This window comes from Microcystis sp. M_QC_C_20170808_M9Col (genome assembly GCF_007095495.1).
Taxonomy (GTDB): domain Bacteria; phylum Cyanobacteriota; class Cyanobacteriia; order Cyanobacteriales; family Microcystaceae; genus Microcystis; species Microcystis aeruginosa.
The window spans coordinates 21447-42706 of record NZ_SFBZ01000107.1 but is presented as its reverse complement, the minus strand read 5'-3'; the positions used below and the strand labels follow the sequence as shown (position 1 = coordinate 42706).

Here is a 21260-nt window from a genome sequence, read left to right as displayed (position 1 = left end):
ACTCTGTGTAAGACAGTACATGGTTTTTTAACTGTGGTATGCGACGGTGGTGGAAGCAGAAACTTAAATCGTGAGGTTTAGGAATCGCCGCACTTTTAGGGCGGCGAGGATGTCAACTAACAGCAAGGGATGTAATCTCATTCAGGGGAAAAAGTCGCTATGAACCACCAAATAGAAACCCCGATCCGGTCACCCTCTCAAGCTCGATTCCGTTCACGGGAGGAACGCATCCAGATCGGTAAATCCCTCCGGGAGCGATTGCCGCGTTCTCGCCACGCTATCTGGCAACCCCCCGCAGCTGGTCGAGAGCCGATCGAGATCATCGAAGCATCAAATCGAGGGCGATTACAGGAATTGATTCCCATCCGCTACGGACGGATGTTGCGGAGTCCCTTTACCTTCCTGCGCGGTTCCGCTGCTTTGATGGCCTACGATCTGGCCACCACTCCCAAAACCGACATTATCGTGCAGGCCTGCGGGGATTGCCACCTCTTGAACTTCGGATTTTTTGCCACCCCCGAACGCAATTTAGTCTTCGATATTAACGATTTCGACGAAACCCTACCCGCACCTTGGGAATGGGATCTCAAGCGTCTAGTGGTCAGCTTTGTCATCGCCGGCAGGGATAGCGATCTATCCGATCGAGAATCGAAGGCAGCGGCGATCAATTGCGCTCGTTCCTATCGGGAACACCTGCGGGAATATTCTCGCCTCAGTCCGTTAGAGGTATGGTACACGCGCATAGGAGTAGAACAGGTGATCGAGATGGCTCCCGACGAAAAGACGCGGAAGATACGGGAACAGATGATGACAAAAGCCCGCGAGCGCATCATCGAACATCTCTACCCCAAGATCGTCACCCAAACCGCAGGACGCAATCGCTTTGTCGATCAGCCGCCCATTCTCTACCATGTCAACGAACCGGATTGGGAGACTCTCGTGCGTGAGGGTCTGGAAGACTATCGCCAATCCCTGCCGGAGGAACGCCGGGTCCTGTTTGATCGCTACCGGTTAGAGGACTTTGCCCTGAAAGTGGTAGGCATTGGCAGTGTCGGCACCAGATGTTATATCGCCCTATTTTTCTCGGAAGATAACCATCCCCTCATCCTACAAGTTAAGGAGGCTTGCCCTTCGGTTCTTGAACCCTATACCGCCAAGAGCCAGTACGAAAATCAGGGACAACGGGTGGTTACAGGCCAGAGATTGATGCAATCCTCTAGCGACATATTTTTAGGCTGGACCCAGGGAAGACGGGGCAATAACTTCTATTTACGGCAACTGCGGGATATGAAGTTTTCCCTACCCATTGAGGGAGTGTCGGCCGCCCAACTGCAACGCTACGCCGAGTTCTGTGGCTGGACCTTAGCCCGCGCCCACGCTAAATCTGGAGACGCGGCCACCATTAGCGGTTATTTGGGAAAAGGAGATCAGTTCGATCTCGCCCTGGGCGAATTTGCGATCGCTTATGCCGAGCAGACAGAACGAGATCACGCCGCTTTGGTGGAAGCGGTCAAAACAGGACGGGTTGAGGCTTTGGTAGAAGAAGATTTATAGCATTAAGCTATCAGCCTGTTATTTCTCGACCATACATTATGGGCGCGAGCTTTGCGCCCCCACATTGCAGCTGGTATGATACCAAATCCGTTTTTATACTAAATCCGGTTATTAAAGACTGATTATTTATTCCCCCTTTTGCCTCTTGCCTCTTGCCCTTTGCCTGTCCTGATATGTAGCCTATACTCAACGGATTTAGTATTAATAGTCCGATTAACTCTCAGGTTATGGATTGTTTCTCCCTCCTCCAGCGCTCCCCACGCTCCTATACTTTTTAAACAGGATTTAGTATTATTGCTCAGTAGGTCAGATTTGCTCACAGAAAATACATACGGCCTATATCTACAAAATGCTCTAGAAAAAGGATGATGGTATGTGATATAATTTGCTCTTGCTTTCATCTACATATTTAGGGTTTGCTGAATAAATCTAAAAACCTTGTTGGATAAGGCTGGATTTTTTCCCTGAAAATTAGGTAATTGACCACCTGAAAATGGGTAAAACCCCACACCCCACACCCCACACCCCACACCCTGCCCCCACGAAAAACTTTTTCAGCAGCCCCTATTTAAGTGATTTTGTCAAGAAAATGAGCGAATTAAAATCACAAATCACGGCTATTGATCATCAACTTTCCAAACGTCCGATCGCTCTCGATCCCGCAGGATATTTTATTATTTATCTAGACCGAGAAGCCGGGTTAATCTGTGCCAAACATTACAGCAATATTATCAATGAAAAAGGTTTAGCCGTCGATCCAGAAACGGGAAAAGTTATCGGTGTTAGGCAAAAACTTGATCGCAATCCTGAGACTATTTACACCGCCAGGACTGCCAAAGAATTAGCCGTAAAAGTGATCGAAGAAACCCAACCTTGTCCGATTACTATGTTCGATCATGCTGCTTATTTAGGTCGAGAATTCACCCGCGCTGAATACGCTTTAATCACCGGGGAAGAATATATTCAGGATTAAAGATTGGGCTTTTCAGTGATCAGTAAACAGTAATCAGTAAACAGTAAACAGGGATAAAGATGAAGATAAATAAATAAATAACTTAAAACTTCAAACTTAAAACTTACATCTGATAACTGATAACTGATAACTGATAACTGATAACTGTTAAACCGTGCCTTTAAATAAACCTTGGGGACGGAATAATAACAGCAGGATCATAATTAATAAAGCCACGGCTAATTTATAATCAGAACCAATTAAGGGAACACTAATTTCTTGGGCAACACCAATAATTAAAGCCCCAGCAATCGCTCCGTAGGGATTACCAATACCACCTAAAATCACGGCGGCAAACATTGGTAAGATTAAAAACCAGCCCATATTGGGACGCACTCCCCCAGTAATTAACCCGAACATCGCTCCGGCTAAAGCAGTTAAAACTCCCGTAATTATCCATGTCCAGAAGACAACCCATTCGACGTTAATTCCGGTTACTCTAGCTAAATCGGTGCTGTCAGCTACGGCACGCATCGCCTTACCGATCTTAGTTTTTTGCAATAGCAAATGGAGGGCAATAATAACTATAATTGCCAAACCAATAACTAACAAGCGATCGAAAGCTACTTTAATCCCAAAAATTTCTGTAGCGGTCATCACAGGCAGATCGTAGCGTTGATTACTACCGCCCCAGATCATTAAAATACCATTGCGAAGAAATAAAGCCAAACCGATCGAAATAATAATTAAAGTGGTAGAATCAGCCCGTCGATCGCGCATAGGTTTCCATAATAATCTCTCGGCAATGAGCATGGCAATAGCTGTCACTGCTGCCCCCACCAGCATCGCTAACCAGAGATTAATCCCTTGAGCATTTACCACCCAAGTTATGTAAGCACCCAAAGTCATAAAATCGCCGTGGGCAAAATTAGACAGACGCAAAATGCCACAGGTAAGGGTTAACCCAACAGCAGCCAGAGCAATAATACTGCCGACGGCTAAACCATTGAATAAAAGTTGCGGTGTATCCATCAAACCTCTTGTATAAATCAGAAATTGTCCTTAGAAATAGAAGTCAGGAGAGAGAAAATGAATTAACTTTTGTCTTTTACTTTATTTAGCTGAAAGCTGGGGGCCCGTGGCTTAAATATTTTTGTTTAGACCAAATTGCATGGCAGTATAAGCCTAGACAGCCATTATAAAGGTTTGTGTGCCAGCAATTTCTGGCGGCCGGCGAAAAGCTGACGGCCGATGGCTTACTGCTATAAAATCAAGAATGCCCACTGATGGAATTTGCCGCCAATGAAGACTATCTTTCGATTAGCGATCGCTTTTTTTGCCTTACTATTTATCCTATCTCCTGTCAATGCCTTAGCTGCCAGTTCTGCTGCTGTCACAGGAGCCAATGCCAGTTATGAAAACCAGAATCTGACAGGAAAGGATTTTTCGGGACAAAATTTGCAATCTGCCCAATTTACTAACGTTAATCTGCAAGATTCTAACTTTAGCTCTGCCGATTTGCGCGGGGCAGTGTTTAACGGAGCCTCTATCATCGAAGGCAACTTTCATGGAGCGGACTTAACCAATGGATTAGCCTATCTGAGTACCTTTAAAAATTCCGATTTAAGCGATGCCATTTTTGCCGAAGCGATCATGCTGCGTACCATTTTCGAGGGAGTCAATATCAACGGTGCTGATTTTAGTTTTGCCGTGCTTGACGCTCAACAAATCAAAAATCTCTGTGAAAGAGCCGAGGGTGTAAACTCAAAAACCGGCGTCTCTACCCCGGAATCTTTAGGATGTGATCAATGATGCAAAGAAGGGTTGGTGTTATTGGTGGTGGACAATTGGCTTGGATGATGGCACAGGAAGCCAAGAAATTAGGCATTTCTCTAATTGTACAAACACCACACCCCGACGATCCCGCCGTTGCTTTAGCTGACGGGGTTGTCTTCGCAGAAATAGCTGACGTGGAAGGCACAAAAAAACTAGCTCAACATTGTGATCTGATCACTTTTGAAAATGAGTTTGTTAATTTAGATGCCCTAGAAGAATTAGCGGCCACAGGAGTGAAATTCTATCCTAGTTTGGCAAATCTGCGCCCCCTATTGGATAAATACGAGCAAAGATGTTATTTACGCTCCCTAGGGTTGCCTGTGCCTGATTTTTGGGCGATAGATAATTTATCCCCACTAGAAAATTATCCTTTTCCGCTAGTGCTGAAAGCGCGACGACAGGGTTATGATGGTCAAGGAACCTTTATTATCCGCACTCCTGAAGAATTAAACGCCAAAAAGCCGCAATTAGAGCGTCTTGACTTGATGTTAGAAGCTTATATTCCCTACGAGCGAGAATTAGCCATCGTTGCGGCTAGGGGATTAACCGGGGAAATCGTCACCTATCCCGTGGTGGAAACCCATCAAGAGGAGCAAGTCTGTCACTGGGTGATTGCTCCCGCCGCTCTTAACCAATCATTACAGGCTCAAACCGAATCTATCGCTCATCATCTGTTAAGTAGTTTGTCGGCGGTGGGTGTTTTCGGGATGGAATTATTTGTCACTCCGCAGGGAGAGGTATTGATTAATGAAATCGCTCCCCGTACCCATAATTCGGGTCATTACAGCCTCTCTGCCTGTCTTACCTCCCAATTTGCCCTACAACTGCAAGCAGTGGCTAATTTGCCCCTCGGAGCCACGGACTTAAAATCTGCTGGGGCAGTCATGGTTAATCTATTGGGTTTTGAGGATAGTGACGGTGATTATCGCGAAAAAAGAGCAGTTTTAGCGGCAATTCCAGACGCTCACGTTTTTTGGTACGGTAAAAAATCCCGTCCCGGTCGAAAATTAGGCCATGTCACCCTCTTAAGGGATACAAGCGATCGCTCTGAGTTATTGGCCCTAGCAAAACAGATAGAAAAGCTTTGGTATGGTTGTTAGGGAAGTGGGGTGTATTTTCAGTGAACAGTAAACAGTAATCAGTAAACCGATAACTGATAACTGATAACTGTTTACTGATAAGGATGTGAACTGATAACTGATAACTGATAACTGATAACTGATAACTGATAACTGATAACTGATAACTGATAACTGATTACTGATTACTGATAACTGATAACTGATTCAGTAAACCCTAATTAAAAGACATTTTTGATTGCCTCGGTCAGTTTTTGACTAATTAACTCGTTACCGTCTCGACTAAGATGAATATTATCGATATAGAGGGAATCGGGATTGGGATGGGCTTGAAAAATGGGCAGAAAATCTAGATAAAAAATCTGCTGGTTGCTGGTGAAATCCGCTAGTCTTTGACGGGCTTTTAATTCATAATCTCGCCCCTGTTTTTGAGCTTCGCGAATGAGGGGGGTAATAGCGATAATTAAACGGGCTTGATTAGCCTGAGCAAGGGCTTGAATTTGGGCAAGAGCGGTTAAATTATTGCCCACTCGATCGCCTCCTTCTTGCACCGGTGGCAGGGGAGGATAACGCTTAAAATATCGATCGTACAACTCGATTAAAGCTAAAGCCGGCCGGCGAGCGGGATAATTAATTTCTCGTCCCACCACCGCCGAACTAGGAGCTAAAGCGAACAGATCATCGGTGTTCATTAATAACACAATCACCTGGGATTCAAAGGTGCCGAAACGTCGCAGATAGGCCGATTGATTGCGCGGTCCCCAAGAATTGGCCGAAGCATTGAGAACTTCCACCGAACCCGTCAGATTCTGGCCTAAATTTTTGGCGATTAAAGCAGCAATGGTCTCTTTTTGATCTGTCCACCAGGAGCCATTAGCGATCGAATCACCGATTAACATGATTCTCGTCGTCTCCGGAGGCCGTTGGGTTGTAATCGGCTCGCTCCGCATCGAATACTGATTAACGGCGATAAAATTGGAAAACCGGCGCGTTTGTTGATTAGGAGCCAAAAGATAGCCAATTTCGGCATCAGCTTCGTAAATAAGCGGATTACCGAACCCGAAGACAATTCTTAAAATAGCCTCAAGGAAAAGGGCAAGGGCGAAAAGAACGCCTAGAATGATTAAAGACAGCCGAATGATACCAATTTCTAATAACACGGATAGATGAGAGTTCGCTAATTTATGATCCTAAAGTGTCTCATACTTTCTACATCCATCTCATGAAAAGGAGTTAAGGGCAATGTCAGACTTAAATCGTGGCATTATGAAATTCGAGGGGGCCGATAAACCGGCAGTAGTGGCGATATCGTCCATTATCGTTATCGGTAGTATTATTGCTCTGATCCTTTGGGCAATGAAAGTCGCCTACATCTAGTTAGGGTTTGCGGCAAAAAGTTTCTCGTGGGGGCAGGGTGTAGGGTGTAGGGTGTAGGGTGTAGGGTTTTACCCATTTTCATCTGGTAAATTACCTAATTTTCAGGGAAAAAGTCCCTAAATTTTCCCCCCGATCCCTCCAATGGCGGGTACTTTTTGATTTCCCAAAAGTCTAAAAGTCTTACCCAACAAGGTTTAGATTTATTCAGCAACCTCTAGTTAACTAGATTAATTTCGCTCACTTTTGGCATCACTCGGTTTAAATTTCTGGCCATCACGATCTCACCTCTTGTCCCCTTGAGCCTGTAGGATAGGGTCAAGGGAGAAATTGCTAGTTCCCTCTATTGCGCTTGCTAGTCACACTCGACTCGAAACAGATCATCGATGAGCAGATCAACTTCTGTTTTAACAGAACTGTTGCAGTTACTCCCCCAATGGCGATCGCAGATGTACTTCAAAGCATCCCTGACCGCGCTATCCCACGCCATGGAGGATCAGGTTTTAGCGGAAGACGATCAACCGTTAGTGATTGCCAGTTTTCAGCGTGAGCGCTTTTATCGTCAAGAGGCCCATCGCTATCGACGCATTGCCCACAAAAGCGGGCAAGTTTATGTTTTGTCGGCCCCGGAAACCGATTTTAAGCATAGTTCCGACATTTACGAGACGATCGCTTTTCAACCAGAGGACAGTTTAGCCCAAGAATGGCATCTAGTGGTTATCGGTGGCCATTATGCTAGTTGTTTAATCTGTCGGGAACGAACCCATCTGACAGCAGAGGGGGAAAATGGGGCAGCTATGGATAATAATCGCCGTTTTGAGGGGATTTGGACGAGTGATCGCCATGTGAGTCAACAGGCCGCGCAAATTCTTTTAAATCATATTCTCGATTATCGTCCCGAACTAGCGGACAAAATTAGGCGCGCCCAAGAAGAATACCTGATCTGTGAACTGAAGGACAGGGATCATCAAGAGGAACCAAATCCCTTTGTCCAGCGATTGGTCACTTATTTGCAAGCGGGACAGTATAAACTGCTGAAAGCCAATCGTTCCTTGGCATCGAAAGAACACAAGGAAAGACTGATCAACTCGGTGACAGCCTCGATCCGTCGTTCCCTCGATCCGGAAGCTATCCTACAGGTGGCAGTGCAGAAATTGGGGCAGGGATTGGGAGTCTGTCGCTGCGTGGTCTATCGTTGTAAGGAAGCCGACATTAACGCCACCATCGAACACGAATTTTTAAACTCCGGCATTAGTTCCATCAAAGGACAAAAATGGCCCCTGAAAAATAATCCTCTTTTTCAGGAAGTGCTGGAATTGAGAGAATCCCTGAAAATCGAAGACGCTATTCACGATCCCCGTCTCCCCGGCGATTCCATTCAAAATCTCGTGCGGGAATGTTCCATCTATTCTTGGTTATTAGTACCGATTTTTTACCAAAGTCGTCTCTTGGGAATGTTGGAACTGCATCACTGTGGACCCTATACCACCACTTGGAAAAGCGAGGATGTCGCCCTTGTGGATGCGGTGGCCACTCAAATCGGAGTCGCCCTCATTCAAGCAGAAGCCTACGCTAATTTACAGGATTTAAATGAACAATTAGCCGCTCTCGATCGCACTCGTTCTAATTTAGTCGCCATAACCGGCCACGAATTACGCACCCCCCTCTCCACCATTCAAGTCTGTCTAGAAAGTTTGGCCTCGGAACCAGATATGCCAGCAGAAATGCGCCAAATTATGCTTGATACTGCCCTGAAAGATGCGGAACGAATGCGTAAATTAATCCAAGATTTTTTAACTCTTTCCAGGTTAGAAAGTGGCCGGGTTAATTGGAATCCCGAAGCTTTATCCTTATCGGAATGTGTGGAATTAGCCATCAGTCACGTTCACTCCCGCAATCTCGACAACGAAAATCCAAAAATTAGCAATCTTGTCCCCCCTAATCTGCCCTTTGTTTTAGCCGATGGCGAGTGGTTAGTGGAATTACTCTCCAAACTTCTCGATAATGCCTGTAAGTTTACCGGTCGCGAGGGAAATGTCTCGATCGAAGTCGCTTCGGGAAAGCCAAAAACTCTAGAAGTAACCATTTCTGACACTGGACGCGGGATCGAACCCAATCGTTTAGAACAGGTTTTCGATCGCTTTTACCAAGAGGAGGGGGCCCTGCGACGCAGTGCCGGGGGAACCGGTTTAGGACTGGCTATCTGTCGTCAGATCGTTAATGGTTGGGGCGGCGAAATTTGGGCAGAATCCCAGGGCAAAAATAACGGCAGTCAGTTTCATTTTACTATTCCAATATTTAAAGATAAAACTAACGATAATCCCCAAAATACCGCTCCGAAAAAATCCTCCCGTCGTCCTGCCAGTAAACGTAAATAGCGGCTGGTTGCCCGTTTAGTTTTGGCTCTTTAATCGTGATACTAAATCCAGTTATTAAAAACTGATTATGTATTTCCCCTTTTGCCTCTTGCCTCTTGCCTTTTGCCTGTCCTGATATGTAGCATATACTTAACGGATTTAGTATGACTTCCTATTCCTTTTCTTCATCAAAAACTAAACAAAAAAGCATTAAAAAAGAAGCATCAAATCCCCAGGATATATAATAAACTTGAAAGAGTAATCAATTAGTCGTTTTTAGGTGAAAAAATTATGGGACGCGCCAAGAGAGTGGTTTTAGCTTATTCCGGAGGAGTCGATACTTCCGTCTGTATTCCCTATCTCAAACAGGAATGGGGAGTAGAAGAAGTGATTACCCTAGCCGCCGATTTAGGACAGGGAGACGAATTGGGACCAATTCAAGAAAAGGCTCTGCGCTGCGGAGCGATCGAATCCTTAGTCGTCAATGCTCAGGAAGAATTCGTCAAAGAATACGCTTTTCCCTCAATTCAAGCTAATGCTCTCTATGAAAATCGTTATCCCCTTTCTACCGCCCTGGCTCGTCCTTTAATCGCTAAATTATTAGTAGAGGCCGCCGAGAAATACGGGGCCGATGCCGTCTCTCACGGCTGCACCGGCAAAGGTAACGATCAGGTGCGTTTTGATGTGGGCATTATGGCCCTCAATCCTAGTTTAAAAGTTCTCGCTCCCGCCAGGGAATGGGGCATGAGCCGGGAAGAAACCATCGCCTACGGGGAAAAATTCGGGATCGAGTCTCCCGTGAAAAAATCCTCACCCTTTAGTATCGATCGTAACCTGTTGGGGCGCAGTATTGAAGCCGGTCCTTTGGAAGATCCGATGACGGAACCCCCGGAAGAAATCTATTTAATGACCAAAGCGATCGCCGATACTCCCAATGAGCCGGAATACGTCGATATCGGTTTTAATCAGGGAATTCCCGTCAGTTTAAACGGAGAAAATCTCGCTCCCGTCACGCTAATTAGTCAATTAAATGACCTAGTGGGTAAACACGGTGTTGGTCGGTTAGATATGATCGAAAACCGGGTAGTGGGAATTAAATCCCGAGAAATTTACGAGGCCCCGGCTTTATTAGTTTTAATTGATGCTCACCGGGACTTAGAAAGTTTGACTTTAACTGGAGATGTTACCCAATATAAACGGGGAATTGAAGATACCTACGGACAGTTAATTTATAAAGGATTGTGGTACAGTCCCTTAAAGGAAGCGATCGATGCTTTTATCCTCAAAACCCAAGAACAGGTAACGGGATCGGTGCGAGTCAAACTGTTTAAAGGTAACGCTAAAGTGGTCGGTCGTCAGTCAGTCAATTCTATCTATTCTCCCGATTTAGCTACCTACGGGGCCGAGGATCAATTTGATCATAAAGCTGCCGAAGGTTTCATCTATGTTTGGGGATTACCCAGCAAAGTTTGGGCTGAAAAAACTAGAGGGAAGTAATCAACAATTCTCCCCTAAGTAAGTGGGTTTTAATTCAGATCCTCCCAGCGATCAACACCCCCCTTATCAAGGGGGGAAGGGGGGATCAGCACCCCCCAAGGTAGGGTTAATTCATGAATTAACCCTACCTTAATAAGGGGGGATCAGCACCCTTATTAAGGGGGGAATCAACAAAAATTAAATTTGAACCAGACTCGATAACTGATTTAAATTTGATCACCGATTTTATCAGACTTAGGATTGTTAATAAAATTAAATATAACTAATGAAATTACTTTTTTAGAACCATGCCAGCAAAAGATATTTACCATGAAGCCGTGAAAAATGCCTTAATTAAAGACGGTTGGAGTATTTTAGCTGATCCTTATAAAATTAAATATAAAGATGTTGAATATTTGCTGATTTAGCAGCAGAAAAACCTTTGGCTGCTGAAAGAAATGGACGTAAAATTGTTGTGGAAATCAAAAGCTTTTTAAGTCCCTCACCTATGAGAGATTTTGAAATAGCTTTAGGACAATATATTTTATATCGAAATTTAATCAGTCTTACCGAACCAGAATATCAAATTTATCTAGCCATTAAAGACAGCATTTATGAAAATTTTTTCCAACGAGAATCAATTCAGGATATTGTGAAAATAAATCAATTACTTTTGCTGGTTGTTGAGATGGAAAAGGAGAAAATTTTACAATGGATAGACTAGAAAAATATCGCAATGCCATTAAAAAAGTATTAACAGAATATCACGAATGGGTTTCTGGTTCTGCTAATTTAGATCAAGAAAGTTGTCTGGTTTTTGACGAGATACATGATCAGTATTTTTGGCTTTTTATGGGTTGGGAAGGCAAGAAAAAAATCAGGAATATTCAAGTCCATATTAGGATTAAAAATGAGAAGATTTATATTGAGGAGGATTGGACTGAGGAAGGTATCGCTACGGAATTATTAAGGGAGGGTATTTCTAAAGAAGATATAGTTTTAGCTTTTTACGATCTGGAAACTCGTAGGTTAACAGGGTTTGCTGTGAGTTAAGTTCTCGGTAAATCTTGCCTGGAAATCTGAGGTTGATAAAAGAAGCTTAAAGGAGCTATTTTGTTACTTTTGAACCAGTTTATCCCTATGGGTAACAAGAATTTGAGCTATAATCATAATATCTCTATAACCCCACATAAAAAAAGCTTATGGCCATTTCAATTACTTTAACCCTACCTGATGAGATTTTTAATCTAGCTCAATCCTTAGCCCATTCAATTAACCGTGATCTTAATGATATATTAGTAGAAGCGATCGCTTTTTCTATTAGTCCCAATTATCAAGGCGAAAAAATCTCATCCCTAAATTCATTATCAGATGAAGAAATTATCAAATTAACTCAATTACAAATGGCATCAGAACAGGATCAAAGATTAAGCGAGTTGCTCAATCAACAACAAGAGGGGGATTTATCAACCTTTGAAAATACGGAACTTTGGTCATTGATGCAAATTTATCAAATAAACTTGTTAAAGAAGTCTCAAGGATTAAATGAAGCGGTTAAAAGAGGATTAATTTCACCATTAGAAGCATGAATCCTAGCCCTATTCCCGACTATATTAAAGATAAAATTCGCCAACAAGCTAATACTAAATCTGGTTATTAAAAACTGATTATTTATTCCCCCTTTTGCATGAGGTTCTCTCCTTTATAAGTAGCCTATACTCAACGGATTTAGTATAATTGCTGATTGTCGGTATTCCTGCAAATGTAAGATGCACCAGGTCAATTTATTGCGGGGGAACCTAGGAGCGAAGGTGATCATTTCGGTCAAAGAAATAAGTAGTCGTGCAAAATAAATTTCCTAGTGAAGATAGGCAAGAGGCAATAGGCAAGAGGCAAAAGCTTTATCGAAATGTGTAATTAATTTTGCTTAGGTACTTAAGTAGAGGTAGAACCTCGCTTATCTGCGTTGCCAGCTATAACCTTGCAACCAGTCAAAAATATTTATATAATCCAAAACTATCTTAAATATAGAAATCAATAAAAAATTATGATTAAATAACCCTTGACTTCCCCCCCCCTTGTGATATTTTTTGCTGTGGGATATTGGCGCAAAACTAGCGTTAAATATGACCATAATTTTGTCCCATTACTGTCATCGAATCCATGAAAAAATTACTGACAATTTTAACCCCCTTGACTCTGATGGGGTTGGCCGGGGTTACTCCTGCTCAAGCGGCAATAGTAGCTGGTTGGAATGAATTTAATGCTTCTACGGCAACCTATCCCAAAGCGGCGAATACTGTAGGTGCGAATATAACCAGCACTGGGTTAAACACCGCCGGGATAAATCGGCTGAGTGGTCCTCCTTTCTTGTTGGGTAGTGCGACGGGTTCTGGCGGTTGGAATACAGGTAGCACTGTTGATACCAACCAATACGTCGAATTTGCCGTGCAACCCGGTGCAGGTTTTCAAGTCGATTTTACTAACTTACAACTCAATGCGCAGCAGGATGGAACGCAGCTAGATTTAGTCTTGCGCTCTAGTGTTGATGGGTTCACCAATAATTTAGGGACACAAGTTAACTTAACAGGTAGCCTTAATACCTACAGCTTTGACCTAAGCAGTTTAGCACCCCAAACCGGCCCGGTGCAGTTCCGTCTCTATGGACTGAATGCTGACTCCTCCACTATCTGGTTCTATGGTCAAAACTCCGCTAATGTTGCCGGGGGTGGGTTTGTGGCTCTTAATGGGGATATTACTCCTACTGGTGGCGGTGCTGTATCAACCCCGGAACCTAGTGGTATAGTGAGTTTAATCGCTGTTGGTGCGTTGGGTGCCGCTTCCCTTCGTCGTCGGGGATAAATTATCCTTAAGAGGGGCAACTACAGAGGGGTTGCCCCGAAATGCTATCATCAATTTTAGATTTGATCACCAGTTAATCAACATTATGTCATACAAAGATATTATTACCATAGAACCGGGAAAAAGGAGCGGAAAACCTTGTATTAGAGGAATGAGAATTACTGTTTATGATGTTCTCTCCTATCTGGCTTCGGGAATGACTTATGAGGAAATTTTAGAAGATTTTCCTTACTTAACCAAGGCGGATATTTTAGCCTGTTTGAGTTATGCCGCCGAGCGTGAACGTCAAACCATTTTAGTTAACTAATGAAATTACTTTTTGATCACAATTTATCACCTCGCTTAGTTAGTCTATTAGTTGATATTTATCCCGATTCTAATCATCTTTACTTGCTGGGATTAGACCAAGAATCTGATTATTATATCTGGGAAATGGCTAAAATACAAGACTATATTATTGTCACTAAAGATTCTGATTTTAATGAATTACTAATTCTTAAAGGGTTTCCGCCTAAAGTAATTTGGATTCGTTTGGGAAATTGCTCTACTAAAACTATAGAATCATTATTAAGAGATAACTACGAAGCTATTTTATCTTTTGAGCAAGATCAAAATCTTGGTATCATCGCTTTATCCTAATCCTTTGAGAGCAGAGCAAGTGTTCGCTTGTTTACATTTATGTGGGGAGGGTTATTGCCCGGTGCTATAGGAGCGAAGGAAATAATTAGGGTTTGCTGAACAAGTTTTTCGGGGGTGTGGGGTTTTAAGCTAAGACCCATTTTAAACACCTATCCTTAGAATTGGGAAGGGGGGATCATTTGAATTAAACTAAATTTTATCATCAACAAAAATTAAAGGGGTAAATATTGTATTATATTGATAAATTCTTCACTTTTTCCCAGTTTGGCAATTAATTCTAAATCTCTAATACAGTCCCCAATAGATACCATTAATTGATGACCGTAAACAACCCCTATAAATTCAATTCCTTCTGTTTGACGACGACTAGCTTCTATTAAAAAATCGCTATCTTGGGTAAAAATCACTCTTTCTATTGTGGTTGCTCGATCCAAAATAATGGGATCAGCAATACCAGAATAGCCATCTTCTTGAACTGTCAAGACATCAACACCTCGCAGACGCAACCCTGTAGTAATTGCGCCGTGTACATTTTCATCCATATAAAGTTTGAGATTCACTACTTTATTGCCTGTGCTTTAAGTCGGGTAACAAAGGGAGAATCTCCGGCTTTTTCTCGCATTTTTTGGGCAAATTCTAAATCAGCTTGGATAGCTTGATCTAATTCTTCTCTATGTTCCCAATAGTAAGCTAATGCTGAGTGAATTTGACTCATACTTAAATCACGATGGTTAATGTGAATTTCTTCTGGAGTCCAACCGTAAGCTATTTGTGCCATAACTAGATCAATCACTTTTAGGGTAGAACCCGCAATTATTGGTACTCCCCGATGATCAATTGCAATATGTTTATAGTCTGTGAGATTTGTTGTCATGTAGAGAGGGTTAAGCTAAGACACATTTATGATTATACTAAGTACCTAGGCAAAATTAATTACACATATCTAACCACCTCTTATACCACTTTTCATAAGTAATGGCAGAGATGGTTAATCGCCCTCACCCCTAACCCCCCACCCCCCAACCCCCCCGACATCGGGGGGGCAAGGGGGGGTAAGATACCTGCCAAGAATAAAGAAAAATGGTATTACCTCTTGCATGAGTGCCTATCTTGACTAGGAAATTTATTTTGCACTACTACTTACCTCATTGCCGCAAATTCTTGGGACAAGTGGCTTAAGCTACTTGTCTATACCCGATATAAAAAACGGTCTCCCTAAACCAGTTGCCAAAATCGCCGCCATGGACAGTCAATTACTTGATAAACTCGGACAATTACAAAACCTCTTAAAAACCAGCGAAAAAGCTCTGATTGCCTATTCTGGGGGCGTGGACAGTACCCTAGTGGCCAAAGTGGCCTATGATCTGCTAGGGAGTCAAGCATTGGCAATTACGGCGGTTTCCCCTTCCCTACTGCCGGAAGAATTAGAAGAAGCGATCGCTCAGGCCGATTATATCGGTATTCGGCACGAATTGGTGGAAACCGAGGAAATGAATAACCCCAATTACACCAGTAATCCCGTTAATCGCTGTTATTTCTGCAAAAGTGAGCTACACGACACCCTTAAACCCATCGCCCTCGCTCGTGGTTATTCCTACGTCATCGATGGCGTTAATGCTGATGATTTAAGGGATTATCGTCCCGGAATTCAAGCCGCTAGGGAGCGCGGCGCTCGTTCACCTTTGGCGGAAATTGGTATCACAAAAAGCGAAGTTCGTCAACTATCTCGTTACTTAAATTTACCTTGGTGGGATAAACCAGCGCAACCCTGTTTAAGTTCCCGTTTTCCCTACGGGGAGGAAATTAGCCTGGAGAAATTGCAAAGAGTCGGACGGGCGGAGATTTATCTGCGAAAATTAGGTTATCGTCAATTACGGGTGCGATCGAGCGGCGATACGGCACGGATTGAATTACCGGCAGCAGCAATTCCCGACTTTATTAATCGGACAAATTTAAGCGAATTAGTTGCTGATCTGCAAAAATTAGGCTTTATCTATGTCACCCTCGATCTAGAAGGTTATCAAAGCGGCAAACTTAATCGAGTCCTCTAAGTGTGAGGTGATGGGAGAGTGGGAATTATGAATTATGAAGTGGGGAAGTGGGGAAGTGGGGAAGTGGGGAAGTGGGGGAATTTCAACTAAAACCCTAACACCCTAACACCCTAACACCCCAAAACCCCAAAACCTAAAACCTGTCCCCTGATAACTGGCTCCTGTCCCCTGACAACACAGAAGTCACTCGATCGGATATATTAAAAAAATGTTAAAAAGCCGGGGAGCGGACTGATGAACCTTTTTCTGGGGTTCCTAAGTCTTTACCCCTAAACCTCTAATTGCCAAGGCGAGGATAGATGAGTCAACTACAAAATGCCTTTACCCTATTCCTGAGCCTGTTGGTGGAAGCGATGCCTTTTTTACTGCTAGGGGTGATTCTCTCTAGTATTCTTTTAATATTTGTCGATGAACGTCGCCTAGTTGCTCTGATGCCTCGAAATGCTGTTTTAGGAGCATTTGTGGGGGGATGTATTGGGTTTTTGTTTCCCGTCTGCGAGTGTGGCAATGTGCCGGTGGCGCGACGTTTACTTGTGCAAGGAATGCCGAATGCAGTAGCGGTTAGTTTTCTCTTAGCAGCGCCGACAATTAACCCGATTGTTATCTGGTCCACTTGGGTAGCTTTTCGCGATCAACCGGAAATTGTTTTCTATCGAGTTATCTTTTCTTTGTTCATCGCTACGGTTATCGGTATTATCTTTAGTATCCAAAAAGATCCCCGACCGCTCCTACAAACCTCTTTGGCAAAAAGTCTCAATTGGCAACCGCAAACACCGGAAAAAGAATCTATCCCACTACTACTACAATCCGGTTCTTTTCTGATCGGTAATTCTGGGCAAACTTTGCGCTTAGATGAAAGTTTTGCCGCTACTGCTGTCCTACCAGCAGTGCAAGCTATCCCGATGAAAAGGCGCTGGTTAACTTTTGTGGAAAACGTGGTGATGGAATTACGGGAATTAGGAGGAGTGTTAATCTTAGGAAGTGCTATAGCGGCCGGTTTACAGGTGTTTGTTCCCCGGGAATTTGTTCTTAATTTGGGTCAGGATCCGATTACTTCGATCTTGGCCATGATGCTGTTAGCGGTAATTGTTTCGATTTGTTCCACGGTTGATTCTTTTTTTGCTCTCTCCTTTGCCTCTAGTTTTACCAGTAGTTCCCTGCTGGCTTTTTTAGTGTTCGGTCCAATGATTGACCTAAAAGGGATTGGTTTAATGTTGTCTATTTTTAAACCGAGAATGTTAATTTATCTCTTTGCTTTAGCAGCGCAAATGACTTTTTTACTCACCTTGGCTCACAGTTATTTATTTTAGGTCAGTCCCCGGATAGTTTTTCCCATGAATTCATCACGTCTAAAAATAATCGCCCCCCAATTGATCGATGTTATTGCCCTAATCGGTTGGGGTTCGTTACTATTTAAATACTGGATAACTGGACAGTTAAATTTACTGATCCATCCTAATTATTTTATTCTGGTTCTCATCACCAGTATTGCTTTATTTGCTCTGGGAATAGTCAAGCTTTGGACATTATTAAAACAGTGGCAAAAAAAGATTAATTTAGATAGTAACGATAATCGATCGCATATTACCATTCTTCCCCAACATTTTGGCTCAGGTTTATTAGTAATCACTGCCCTTTTAGGCCTATTTATTGCCCCGCAGCCCCTCAGCAGTCAAATCGCATTACAGAGGGGAATTAGTGAATCTTTACCCCTAACTCGCTTGCAAACTCAATCCTTTGGCACTACCGTTAAACCAGAGGAAAAAAGTTTAATTGAATGGGTAAGAACTTTGAATGCTTACCCCGAACCTGATGCTTACACGGGACAACCGGTAAAAGTCACAGGTTTTGTGGTGCAATTGCCCCAATTACCCGATAATTATTTATTAATTAGTCGCTTTATTCTTACCTGTTGTGCCGTGGATGCTTATCCCGTGGGTTTGCCGGTGAAACTATCAGGAAGTCGCGGTCAATATCCCAATGATACTTGGTTAGAAATCACCGGAGAAATGGCCACGGAATCTTTACCCGTAGAGGTGGGAAAATCAACCACCAGAAGACAATTAGTAATTAAGGCTAAATCCGTGAAATCTATACCCACTCCTGTGGATCCCTACGGATATTAACAGTTAACAGTTATCAGTTATCAGTTATCAGTTATCAGTTGTTTCTAACCATCTACTATAATGATCAAGACCTTACAACTACAACCGATTGATAAATTAGCGATAACATTAATTGTATCGCTAACCTTAGTAATTGGCGGCTTAATTTGGTTAGGTAATAGCTGTGGTAATCAATGTCTTTTACAAACCGGTCCAAGGGTCAAGGAATTTAGCTGGGAAAATCGAGAAATTGGCTCAGAAGATCAAGCATTTATTATCACTTTTGATCGCCCCATGGATCATGCTAGTGTAGAAAAAAATCTAGTTATCGATCCTCCGCTGCCGGGTAAGTTGAGTTGGGCCGGAAGACGATTAGCTTATACCCTCACTTCTCCCATTCCCTACGGAGAAAAATATCATCTGCAAATTGAAGGTGCGCGGGAACAATTTCGCAGCGGTAATCGATTAGGACAAACCCTGGCAATTTTTGAAAGAGAATTTAAAAGTCGCGATCGTGCTTTTGCCTATATTGGCACTAATGGGGAAGAACAGGGGAGATTAATTTTTTATAACTTGACCGAGGAGAAGAAAACCCTCTTAACCCCCGCAAATTTGACCGTTATGGCTTTTGAATTCTATCCTGATGGTAAAAAAATCCTCTTTTCGGCCGTGGCGAAAAATCGGGGGATAGAGGGAATTCGTGAACTGCAGCTTTACCAAGTTGATAGCAGTCAATCCCCTGCAAAAATTGAGTTAGTGCTAGACAATAAAGATTATCAAAATAATCACTTTGATTTAGCTAAAGATGGGGAAACTATTGTCGTGCAGAGAATTGAGCGCCGCAATCCGATTAACTTCGATTTATGGGCAGTTAAATCGGGGGAAAAACCCCAACAATTAAACATCCAAGGCGGAGAATTTTTGATCGCACCTGATAGTAAAACTTTGGCTGTCACCCAGGGGGAAGGAATTGCGCTTTTGCCCTTAAAATTCGAGACAAAACCCCTGGATTTTTTACCAAAATTTGGGCGAATTTTGAATTTTTCTGCCGATGGTACGGCCGCAGCAATGGTGAATTTTAATACGGATAATGCCAAAATGCGTTATATTCGATCGCTTTTTTATGTCAATAATCAAGGATTACAAAAACGCTTACTCAATCTACAAGGTTCGATTATAGATTGTCAATTTAATGCCACCGGTAGTGATTTGTATTGTTTGTTAACCGAGTTAGTTACTAACAGTCAAGAGTACAAAGAAAAACCCTATTTTGCTAAAATAGATGTGAAGACCGGTCAAGTGACTCCCCTACTGGAATTAGCTGATTATCGTGATATTCACATTAGTTTATCTCCCGATGGTTTAGCAATTATTTTTGATCAACTTCGCACCAGTTATGATACTAATCCTACTAATCTCTTGACTACCGATTCGGGAGAAACAATTATCGGTGGTCGTTTGTGGATGTTAATTCCTCCCCTACAAGATGGAGTAAAAGCCAGTAAATCTGATTTAATTGAATTACCTCTAGCGGGAATTCGTCCCCAGTGGATGCCGTAGAATTTCATCATTAAGTTAGGAATTATTTCGATGCTGTCAAACTCAGAAAAATTAGCCAAATTGCGTCAGTATTTTGTTAGTGGTGCCACTCGTTCCTATCAATTCCGTCGTCAGCAGTTAGAGAAGTTAAAACAGGCAATCATTAAATATGAAGCGGAGATCTATGAAGCTTTATATAGCGATTTAAAGAAAAGTCCTGAGGATTGTTGGATTACTGAAAATGGCTTCCTTTTGGTGGAAATTAAGACCGCTTTAAAAAATTTGCGCTCATGGATGCAACCCAAAACTGTTAAAACTAATCTCTTAAATTTCCCATCCTCCAGTCAGATTATTCGGGAACCTTTAGGAGTGGTTTTAATTATTGGTGCTTGGAATTATCCCCTCCAATTGTTATTAGTGCCTTTAGTCGGTGCCATTGCTGCTGGTAACTGTGCGGTATTAAAACCGAGTGAATTTGCCTCAGCGACGGAAAAATTAGTAGTTAAAATAATTGAAGAAATATTCCCCGAAGAATATGTGTTAATTGTCTCGGGAGATGGTGGGGAAGTAATTCCGAATATGTTAGACAGTTTTACCTTTGATCATATATTTTTTACTGGCAGTACCAGGGTAGGAAAAATTATTTATCAACTAGCGGCAGCAAAGTTAATTCCTGTTACTCTAGAATTAGGGGGAAAAAGTCCCTGTGTTATCGAAGCTGATGCTAATATTTCCGTGGCAACTCGTCGCATTGCCGTGACAAAATTCTCTAATTGTGGTCAAATGTGTATCGCAGCTGATTATGTTTTAGTACATCAATCCCAGCAGGAGAATTTGATCAGAGAATTAGCTAATACTATTGTTAATTTTTTTGGTGAAGATGCCAGATTAAGTGCTGATTATGGTAAGATAATTAATGATAAACAATTTGATCGCCTGATTGACTTGCTCAAAGATGGTGAGATTGTTTTTGGTGGCAAAACCGATCGAGAAAATTTATATATTCAACCAACTTTATTAACTAATGTTTCCCTCGATGCTCCTATTATGCAAGGGGAAATATTCGGTCCAATTTTACCGATCATTGCCTTTAGCACTTTTGAGGAAGCTTTAGCAATTATTGCTAAAAATCCTAACCCTCTAGCTTTTTATCTGTTTACTACTAAGGCAAAAACCGAAAAGAAATGGTTAGAATCTGTCCAGTTTGGGGGAGGTTGTATTAACAACAATAGTTTTCATTTTACTAATCCTAGTTTACCCTTTGGTGGTCGGGGAAATAGCGGTATTGGTAGCTATCATGGTCGTTTTTCCTTTGAGAATTTTAGTCACCAAAAAGCGATTATGAAAACACCTCTTTGGTTCAATCCTGTTTTAAAATATCCGCCTTTTAAGGGTAAATTAAACTTATTTAAGTTATTAGTTCGCTAAAAAGCTAC

At 42.5% G+C, this 21260-nt stretch carries 21 protein-coding genes and 1 pseudogene; 18 read left to right on the top strand and 4 right to left on the bottom strand.

The features are described from left to right. Positions 1–159: 159 nt before the first annotated feature. Both EWV68_RS06755 and EWV68_RS06750 read left to right on the top strand, forming a co-directional pair. Entirely contained in the window at positions 160–1554 is a 1395-nt protein-coding gene (locus EWV68_RS06755) for a DUF2252 domain-containing protein (RefSeq protein WP_061431147.1), read from the top strand. 589 nt (positions 1555–2143) lie between these two features. Continuing rightward, positions 2144–2527: a DUF4346 domain-containing protein gene (locus tag EWV68_RS06750; protein WP_002747361.1), complete on the top strand. Its 384-nt coding sequence runs from the start codon at positions 2144–2146 to the stop codon at positions 2525–2527. A gap of 147 nt (positions 2528–2674) precedes the next feature. On the opposite strand, the gene EWV68_RS06745 is transcribed toward EWV68_RS06750, so the two are convergent. Next, complete coding sequence (locus tag EWV68_RS06745) at positions 2675–3538, bottom strand: branched-chain amino acid ABC transporter permease (protein ID WP_012263931.1); 864 nt, start codon at positions 3536–3538, stop codon at positions 2675–2677. Between the two features lie 270 nt (positions 3539–3808). Between EWV68_RS06745 and EWV68_RS06740 the strand changes: the two genes are divergently transcribed. Continuing rightward, the gene (locus EWV68_RS06740) at positions 3809–4318 is read left to right on the top strand and encodes a pentapeptide repeat-containing protein (RefSeq protein WP_002760385.1); all 510 of its coding nucleotides are present in this window, start codon (positions 3809–3811) and stop codon (positions 4316–4318) included. Next, positions 4315–5442, top strand: coding sequence for a 5-(carboxyamino)imidazole ribonucleotide synthase (locus EWV68_RS06735; protein ID WP_287169278.1), 1128 nt, complete (start codon positions 4315–4317; stop codon positions 5440–5442). The genes EWV68_RS06740 and EWV68_RS06735 overlap by 4 nt, the downstream gene beginning before the upstream one ends. A gap of 200 nt (positions 5443–5642) precedes the next feature. Here EWV68_RS06735 and EWV68_RS06730 read toward each other — a convergent pair whose 3' ends face one another. Continuing rightward, entirely contained in the window at positions 5643–6581 is a 939-nt protein-coding gene (locus tag EWV68_RS06730) for an SGNH/GDSL hydrolase family protein (RefSeq protein WP_287169277.1), read from the bottom strand. An 82-nt stretch (positions 6582–6663) separates the two neighbouring features. Here EWV68_RS06730 and EWV68_RS06725 point away from each other — a divergent pair, with 82 nt between their 5' ends. The 9 genes and pseudogenes from EWV68_RS06725 (at position 6664) to EWV68_RS06685 (ending at position 14129) form a co-directional block, all read left to right on the top strand. Continuing rightward, the gene (locus EWV68_RS06725; protein WP_002736350.1) at positions 6664–6798 is read left to right on the top strand and encodes a hypothetical protein; all 135 of its coding nucleotides are present in this window, start codon (positions 6664–6666) and stop codon (positions 6796–6798) included. A 383-nt stretch (positions 6799–7181) separates the two neighbouring features. Beyond that, complete coding sequence (locus EWV68_RS06720; protein ID WP_061431151.1) at positions 7182–9173, top strand: DICT sensory domain-containing protein; 1992 nt, start codon at positions 7182–7184, stop codon at positions 9171–9173. A gap of 270 nt (positions 9174–9443) precedes the next feature. Continuing rightward, entirely contained in the window at positions 9444–10649 is a 1206-nt protein-coding gene (locus tag EWV68_RS06715; RefSeq protein WP_002797600.1) for an argininosuccinate synthase, read from the top strand. Between the two features lie 287 nt (positions 10650–10936). Next, positions 10937–11352: pseudogene (locus tag EWV68_RS06710) on the top strand (XisH family protein). Further along, positions 11340–11681 (top strand): XisI protein, encoded by a 342-nt coding sequence (locus EWV68_RS06705; protein ID WP_190721513.1) that lies wholly within the window; start codon positions 11340–11342, stop codon positions 11679–11681. Before EWV68_RS06710 ends, EWV68_RS06705 begins: the two are co-directional and overlap by 13 nt. 149 nt (positions 11682–11830) lie before the next feature. Then, positions 11831–12217, top strand: coding sequence for a hypothetical protein (locus EWV68_RS06700; RefSeq protein ID WP_287169276.1), 387 nt, complete (start codon positions 11831–11833; stop codon positions 12215–12217). Positions 12218–12791: 574 nt separating this feature from the next. Further along, complete coding sequence (locus tag EWV68_RS06695; RefSeq protein ID WP_287169275.1) at positions 12792–13490, top strand: PEP-CTERM sorting domain-containing protein; 699 nt, start codon at positions 12792–12794, stop codon at positions 13488–13490. A gap of 85 nt (positions 13491–13575) precedes the next feature. Beyond that, on the top strand, positions 13576–13797 hold the full coding sequence (locus tag EWV68_RS06690) for a DUF433 domain-containing protein (RefSeq protein WP_002750124.1): 222 nt from the start codon (positions 13576–13578) through the stop codon (positions 13795–13797). Continuing rightward, positions 13797–14129, top strand: coding sequence for a DUF5615 family PIN-like protein (locus EWV68_RS06685; protein WP_061431155.1), 333 nt, complete (start codon positions 13797–13799; stop codon positions 14127–14129). Before EWV68_RS06690 ends, EWV68_RS06685 begins: the two co-directional genes overlap by 1 nt. 212 nt (positions 14130–14341) lie before the next feature. On the opposite strand, the gene EWV68_RS06680 is transcribed toward EWV68_RS06685, so the two are convergent. Both EWV68_RS06680 and EWV68_RS06675 read right to left on the bottom strand, forming a co-directional pair. Continuing rightward, positions 14342–14671 (bottom strand): DUF5615 family PIN-like protein, encoded by a 330-nt coding sequence (locus EWV68_RS06680; RefSeq protein ID WP_199308259.1) that lies wholly within the window; start codon positions 14669–14671, stop codon positions 14342–14344. Between the two features lie 17 nt (positions 14672–14688). Beyond that, a complete protein-coding gene (locus EWV68_RS06675) occupies positions 14689–15003 on the bottom strand; it encodes a DUF433 domain-containing protein (RefSeq protein WP_287169274.1) in 315 nt (104 codons plus the stop codon). 367 nt (positions 15004–15370) lie between these two features. Here EWV68_RS06675 and larE point away from each other — a divergent pair, with 367 nt between their 5' ends. The 5 genes from larE (at position 15371) to EWV68_RS06650 (ending at position 21252) form a co-directional block, all read left to right on the top strand. Then, positions 15371–16180, top strand: coding sequence for an ATP-dependent sacrificial sulfur transferase LarE (gene larE, locus EWV68_RS06670; protein ID WP_002760365.1), 810 nt, complete (start codon positions 15371–15373; stop codon positions 16178–16180). A 299-nt stretch (positions 16181–16479) separates the two neighbouring features. Further along, entirely contained in the window at positions 16480–17490 is a 1011-nt protein-coding gene (locus EWV68_RS06665; RefSeq protein WP_002760364.1) for a permease, read from the top strand. A 24-nt stretch (positions 17491–17514) separates the two neighbouring features. Next, positions 17515–18306, top strand: a complete 792-nt coding sequence (locus tag EWV68_RS06660) for a TIGR03943 family putative permease subunit (RefSeq protein WP_287169273.1) — start codon at positions 17515–17517, stop codon at positions 18304–18306. A 60-nt stretch (positions 18307–18366) separates the two neighbouring features. Beyond that, positions 18367–19845: an Ig-like domain-containing domain gene (locus EWV68_RS06655; protein ID WP_287169272.1), complete on the top strand. Its 1479-nt coding sequence runs from the start codon at positions 18367–18369 to the stop codon at positions 19843–19845. Between the two features lie 30 nt (positions 19846–19875). Then, complete coding sequence (locus tag EWV68_RS06650) at positions 19876–21252, top strand: aldehyde dehydrogenase (protein ID WP_287169270.1); 1377 nt, start codon at positions 19876–19878, stop codon at positions 21250–21252. Positions 21253–21260: the final 8 nt, after the last annotated feature.

What these genes read in the sequence shown, in the direction of transcription:
- EWV68_RS06735 (WP_287169278.1), top strand. Translation starts at nt 4,315, where the DNA reads ATGATGCAAAGAAGGGTTGGTGTTATTGGTGGTGGACAATTGGCTTGG.
- larE (WP_002760365.1), top strand. Translation starts at nt 15,371, where the DNA reads ATGGACAGTCAATTACTTGATAAACTCGGACAATTACAAAACCTCTTA.
- EWV68_RS06700 (WP_287169276.1), top strand. Translation starts at nt 11,831, where the DNA reads ATGGCCATTTCAATTACTTTAACCCTACCTGATGAGATTTTTAATCTA.
- EWV68_RS06715 (WP_002797600.1), top strand. Translation starts at nt 9,444, where the DNA reads ATGGGACGCGCCAAGAGAGTGGTTTTAGCTTATTCCGGAGGAGTCGAT.
- EWV68_RS06740 (WP_002760385.1), top strand. Translation starts at nt 3,809, where the DNA reads ATGAAGACTATCTTTCGATTAGCGATCGCTTTTTTTGCCTTACTATTT.
- EWV68_RS06650 (WP_287169270.1), top strand. Translation starts at nt 19,876, where the DNA reads ATGCTGTCAAACTCAGAAAAATTAGCCAAATTGCGTCAGTATTTTGTT.
- EWV68_RS06680 (WP_199308259.1), bottom strand. Translation starts at nt 14,671, where the DNA reads ATGGATGAAAATGTACACGGCGCAATTACTACAGGGTTGCGTCTGCGA.
- EWV68_RS06725 (WP_002736350.1), top strand. Translation starts at nt 6,664, where the DNA reads ATGTCAGACTTAAATCGTGGCATTATGAAATTCGAGGGGGCCGATAAA.
- EWV68_RS06675 (WP_287169274.1), bottom strand. Translation starts at nt 15,003, where the DNA reads ATGACAACAAATCTCACAGACTATAAACATATTGCAATTGATCATCGG.
- EWV68_RS06745 (WP_012263931.1), bottom strand. Translation starts at nt 3,538, where the DNA reads ATGGATACACCGCAACTTTTATTCAATGGTTTAGCCGTCGGCAGTATT.
- EWV68_RS06655 (WP_287169272.1), top strand. Translation starts at nt 18,367, where the DNA reads ATGATCAAGACCTTACAACTACAACCGATTGATAAATTAGCGATAACA.
- EWV68_RS06705 (WP_190721513.1), top strand. Translation starts at nt 11,340, where the DNA reads ATGGATAGACTAGAAAAATATCGCAATGCCATTAAAAAAGTATTAACA.
- EWV68_RS06685 (WP_061431155.1), top strand. Translation starts at nt 13,797, where the DNA reads ATGAAATTACTTTTTGATCACAATTTATCACCTCGCTTAGTTAGTCTA.
- EWV68_RS06720 (WP_061431151.1), top strand. Translation starts at nt 7,182, where the DNA reads ATGAGCAGATCAACTTCTGTTTTAACAGAACTGTTGCAGTTACTCCCC.
- EWV68_RS06755 (WP_061431147.1), top strand. Translation starts at nt 160, where the DNA reads ATGAACCACCAAATAGAAACCCCGATCCGGTCACCCTCTCAAGCTCGA.
- EWV68_RS06660 (WP_287169273.1), top strand. Translation starts at nt 17,515, where the DNA reads ATGAATTCATCACGTCTAAAAATAATCGCCCCCCAATTGATCGATGTT.
- EWV68_RS06695 (WP_287169275.1), top strand. Translation starts at nt 12,792, where the DNA reads ATGAAAAAATTACTGACAATTTTAACCCCCTTGACTCTGATGGGGTTG.
- EWV68_RS06750 (WP_002747361.1), top strand. Translation starts at nt 2,144, where the DNA reads ATGAGCGAATTAAAATCACAAATCACGGCTATTGATCATCAACTTTCC.
- EWV68_RS06690 (WP_002750124.1), top strand. Translation starts at nt 13,576, where the DNA reads ATGTCATACAAAGATATTATTACCATAGAACCGGGAAAAAGGAGCGGA.
- EWV68_RS06665 (WP_002760364.1), top strand. Translation starts at nt 16,480, where the DNA reads ATGAGTCAACTACAAAATGCCTTTACCCTATTCCTGAGCCTGTTGGTG.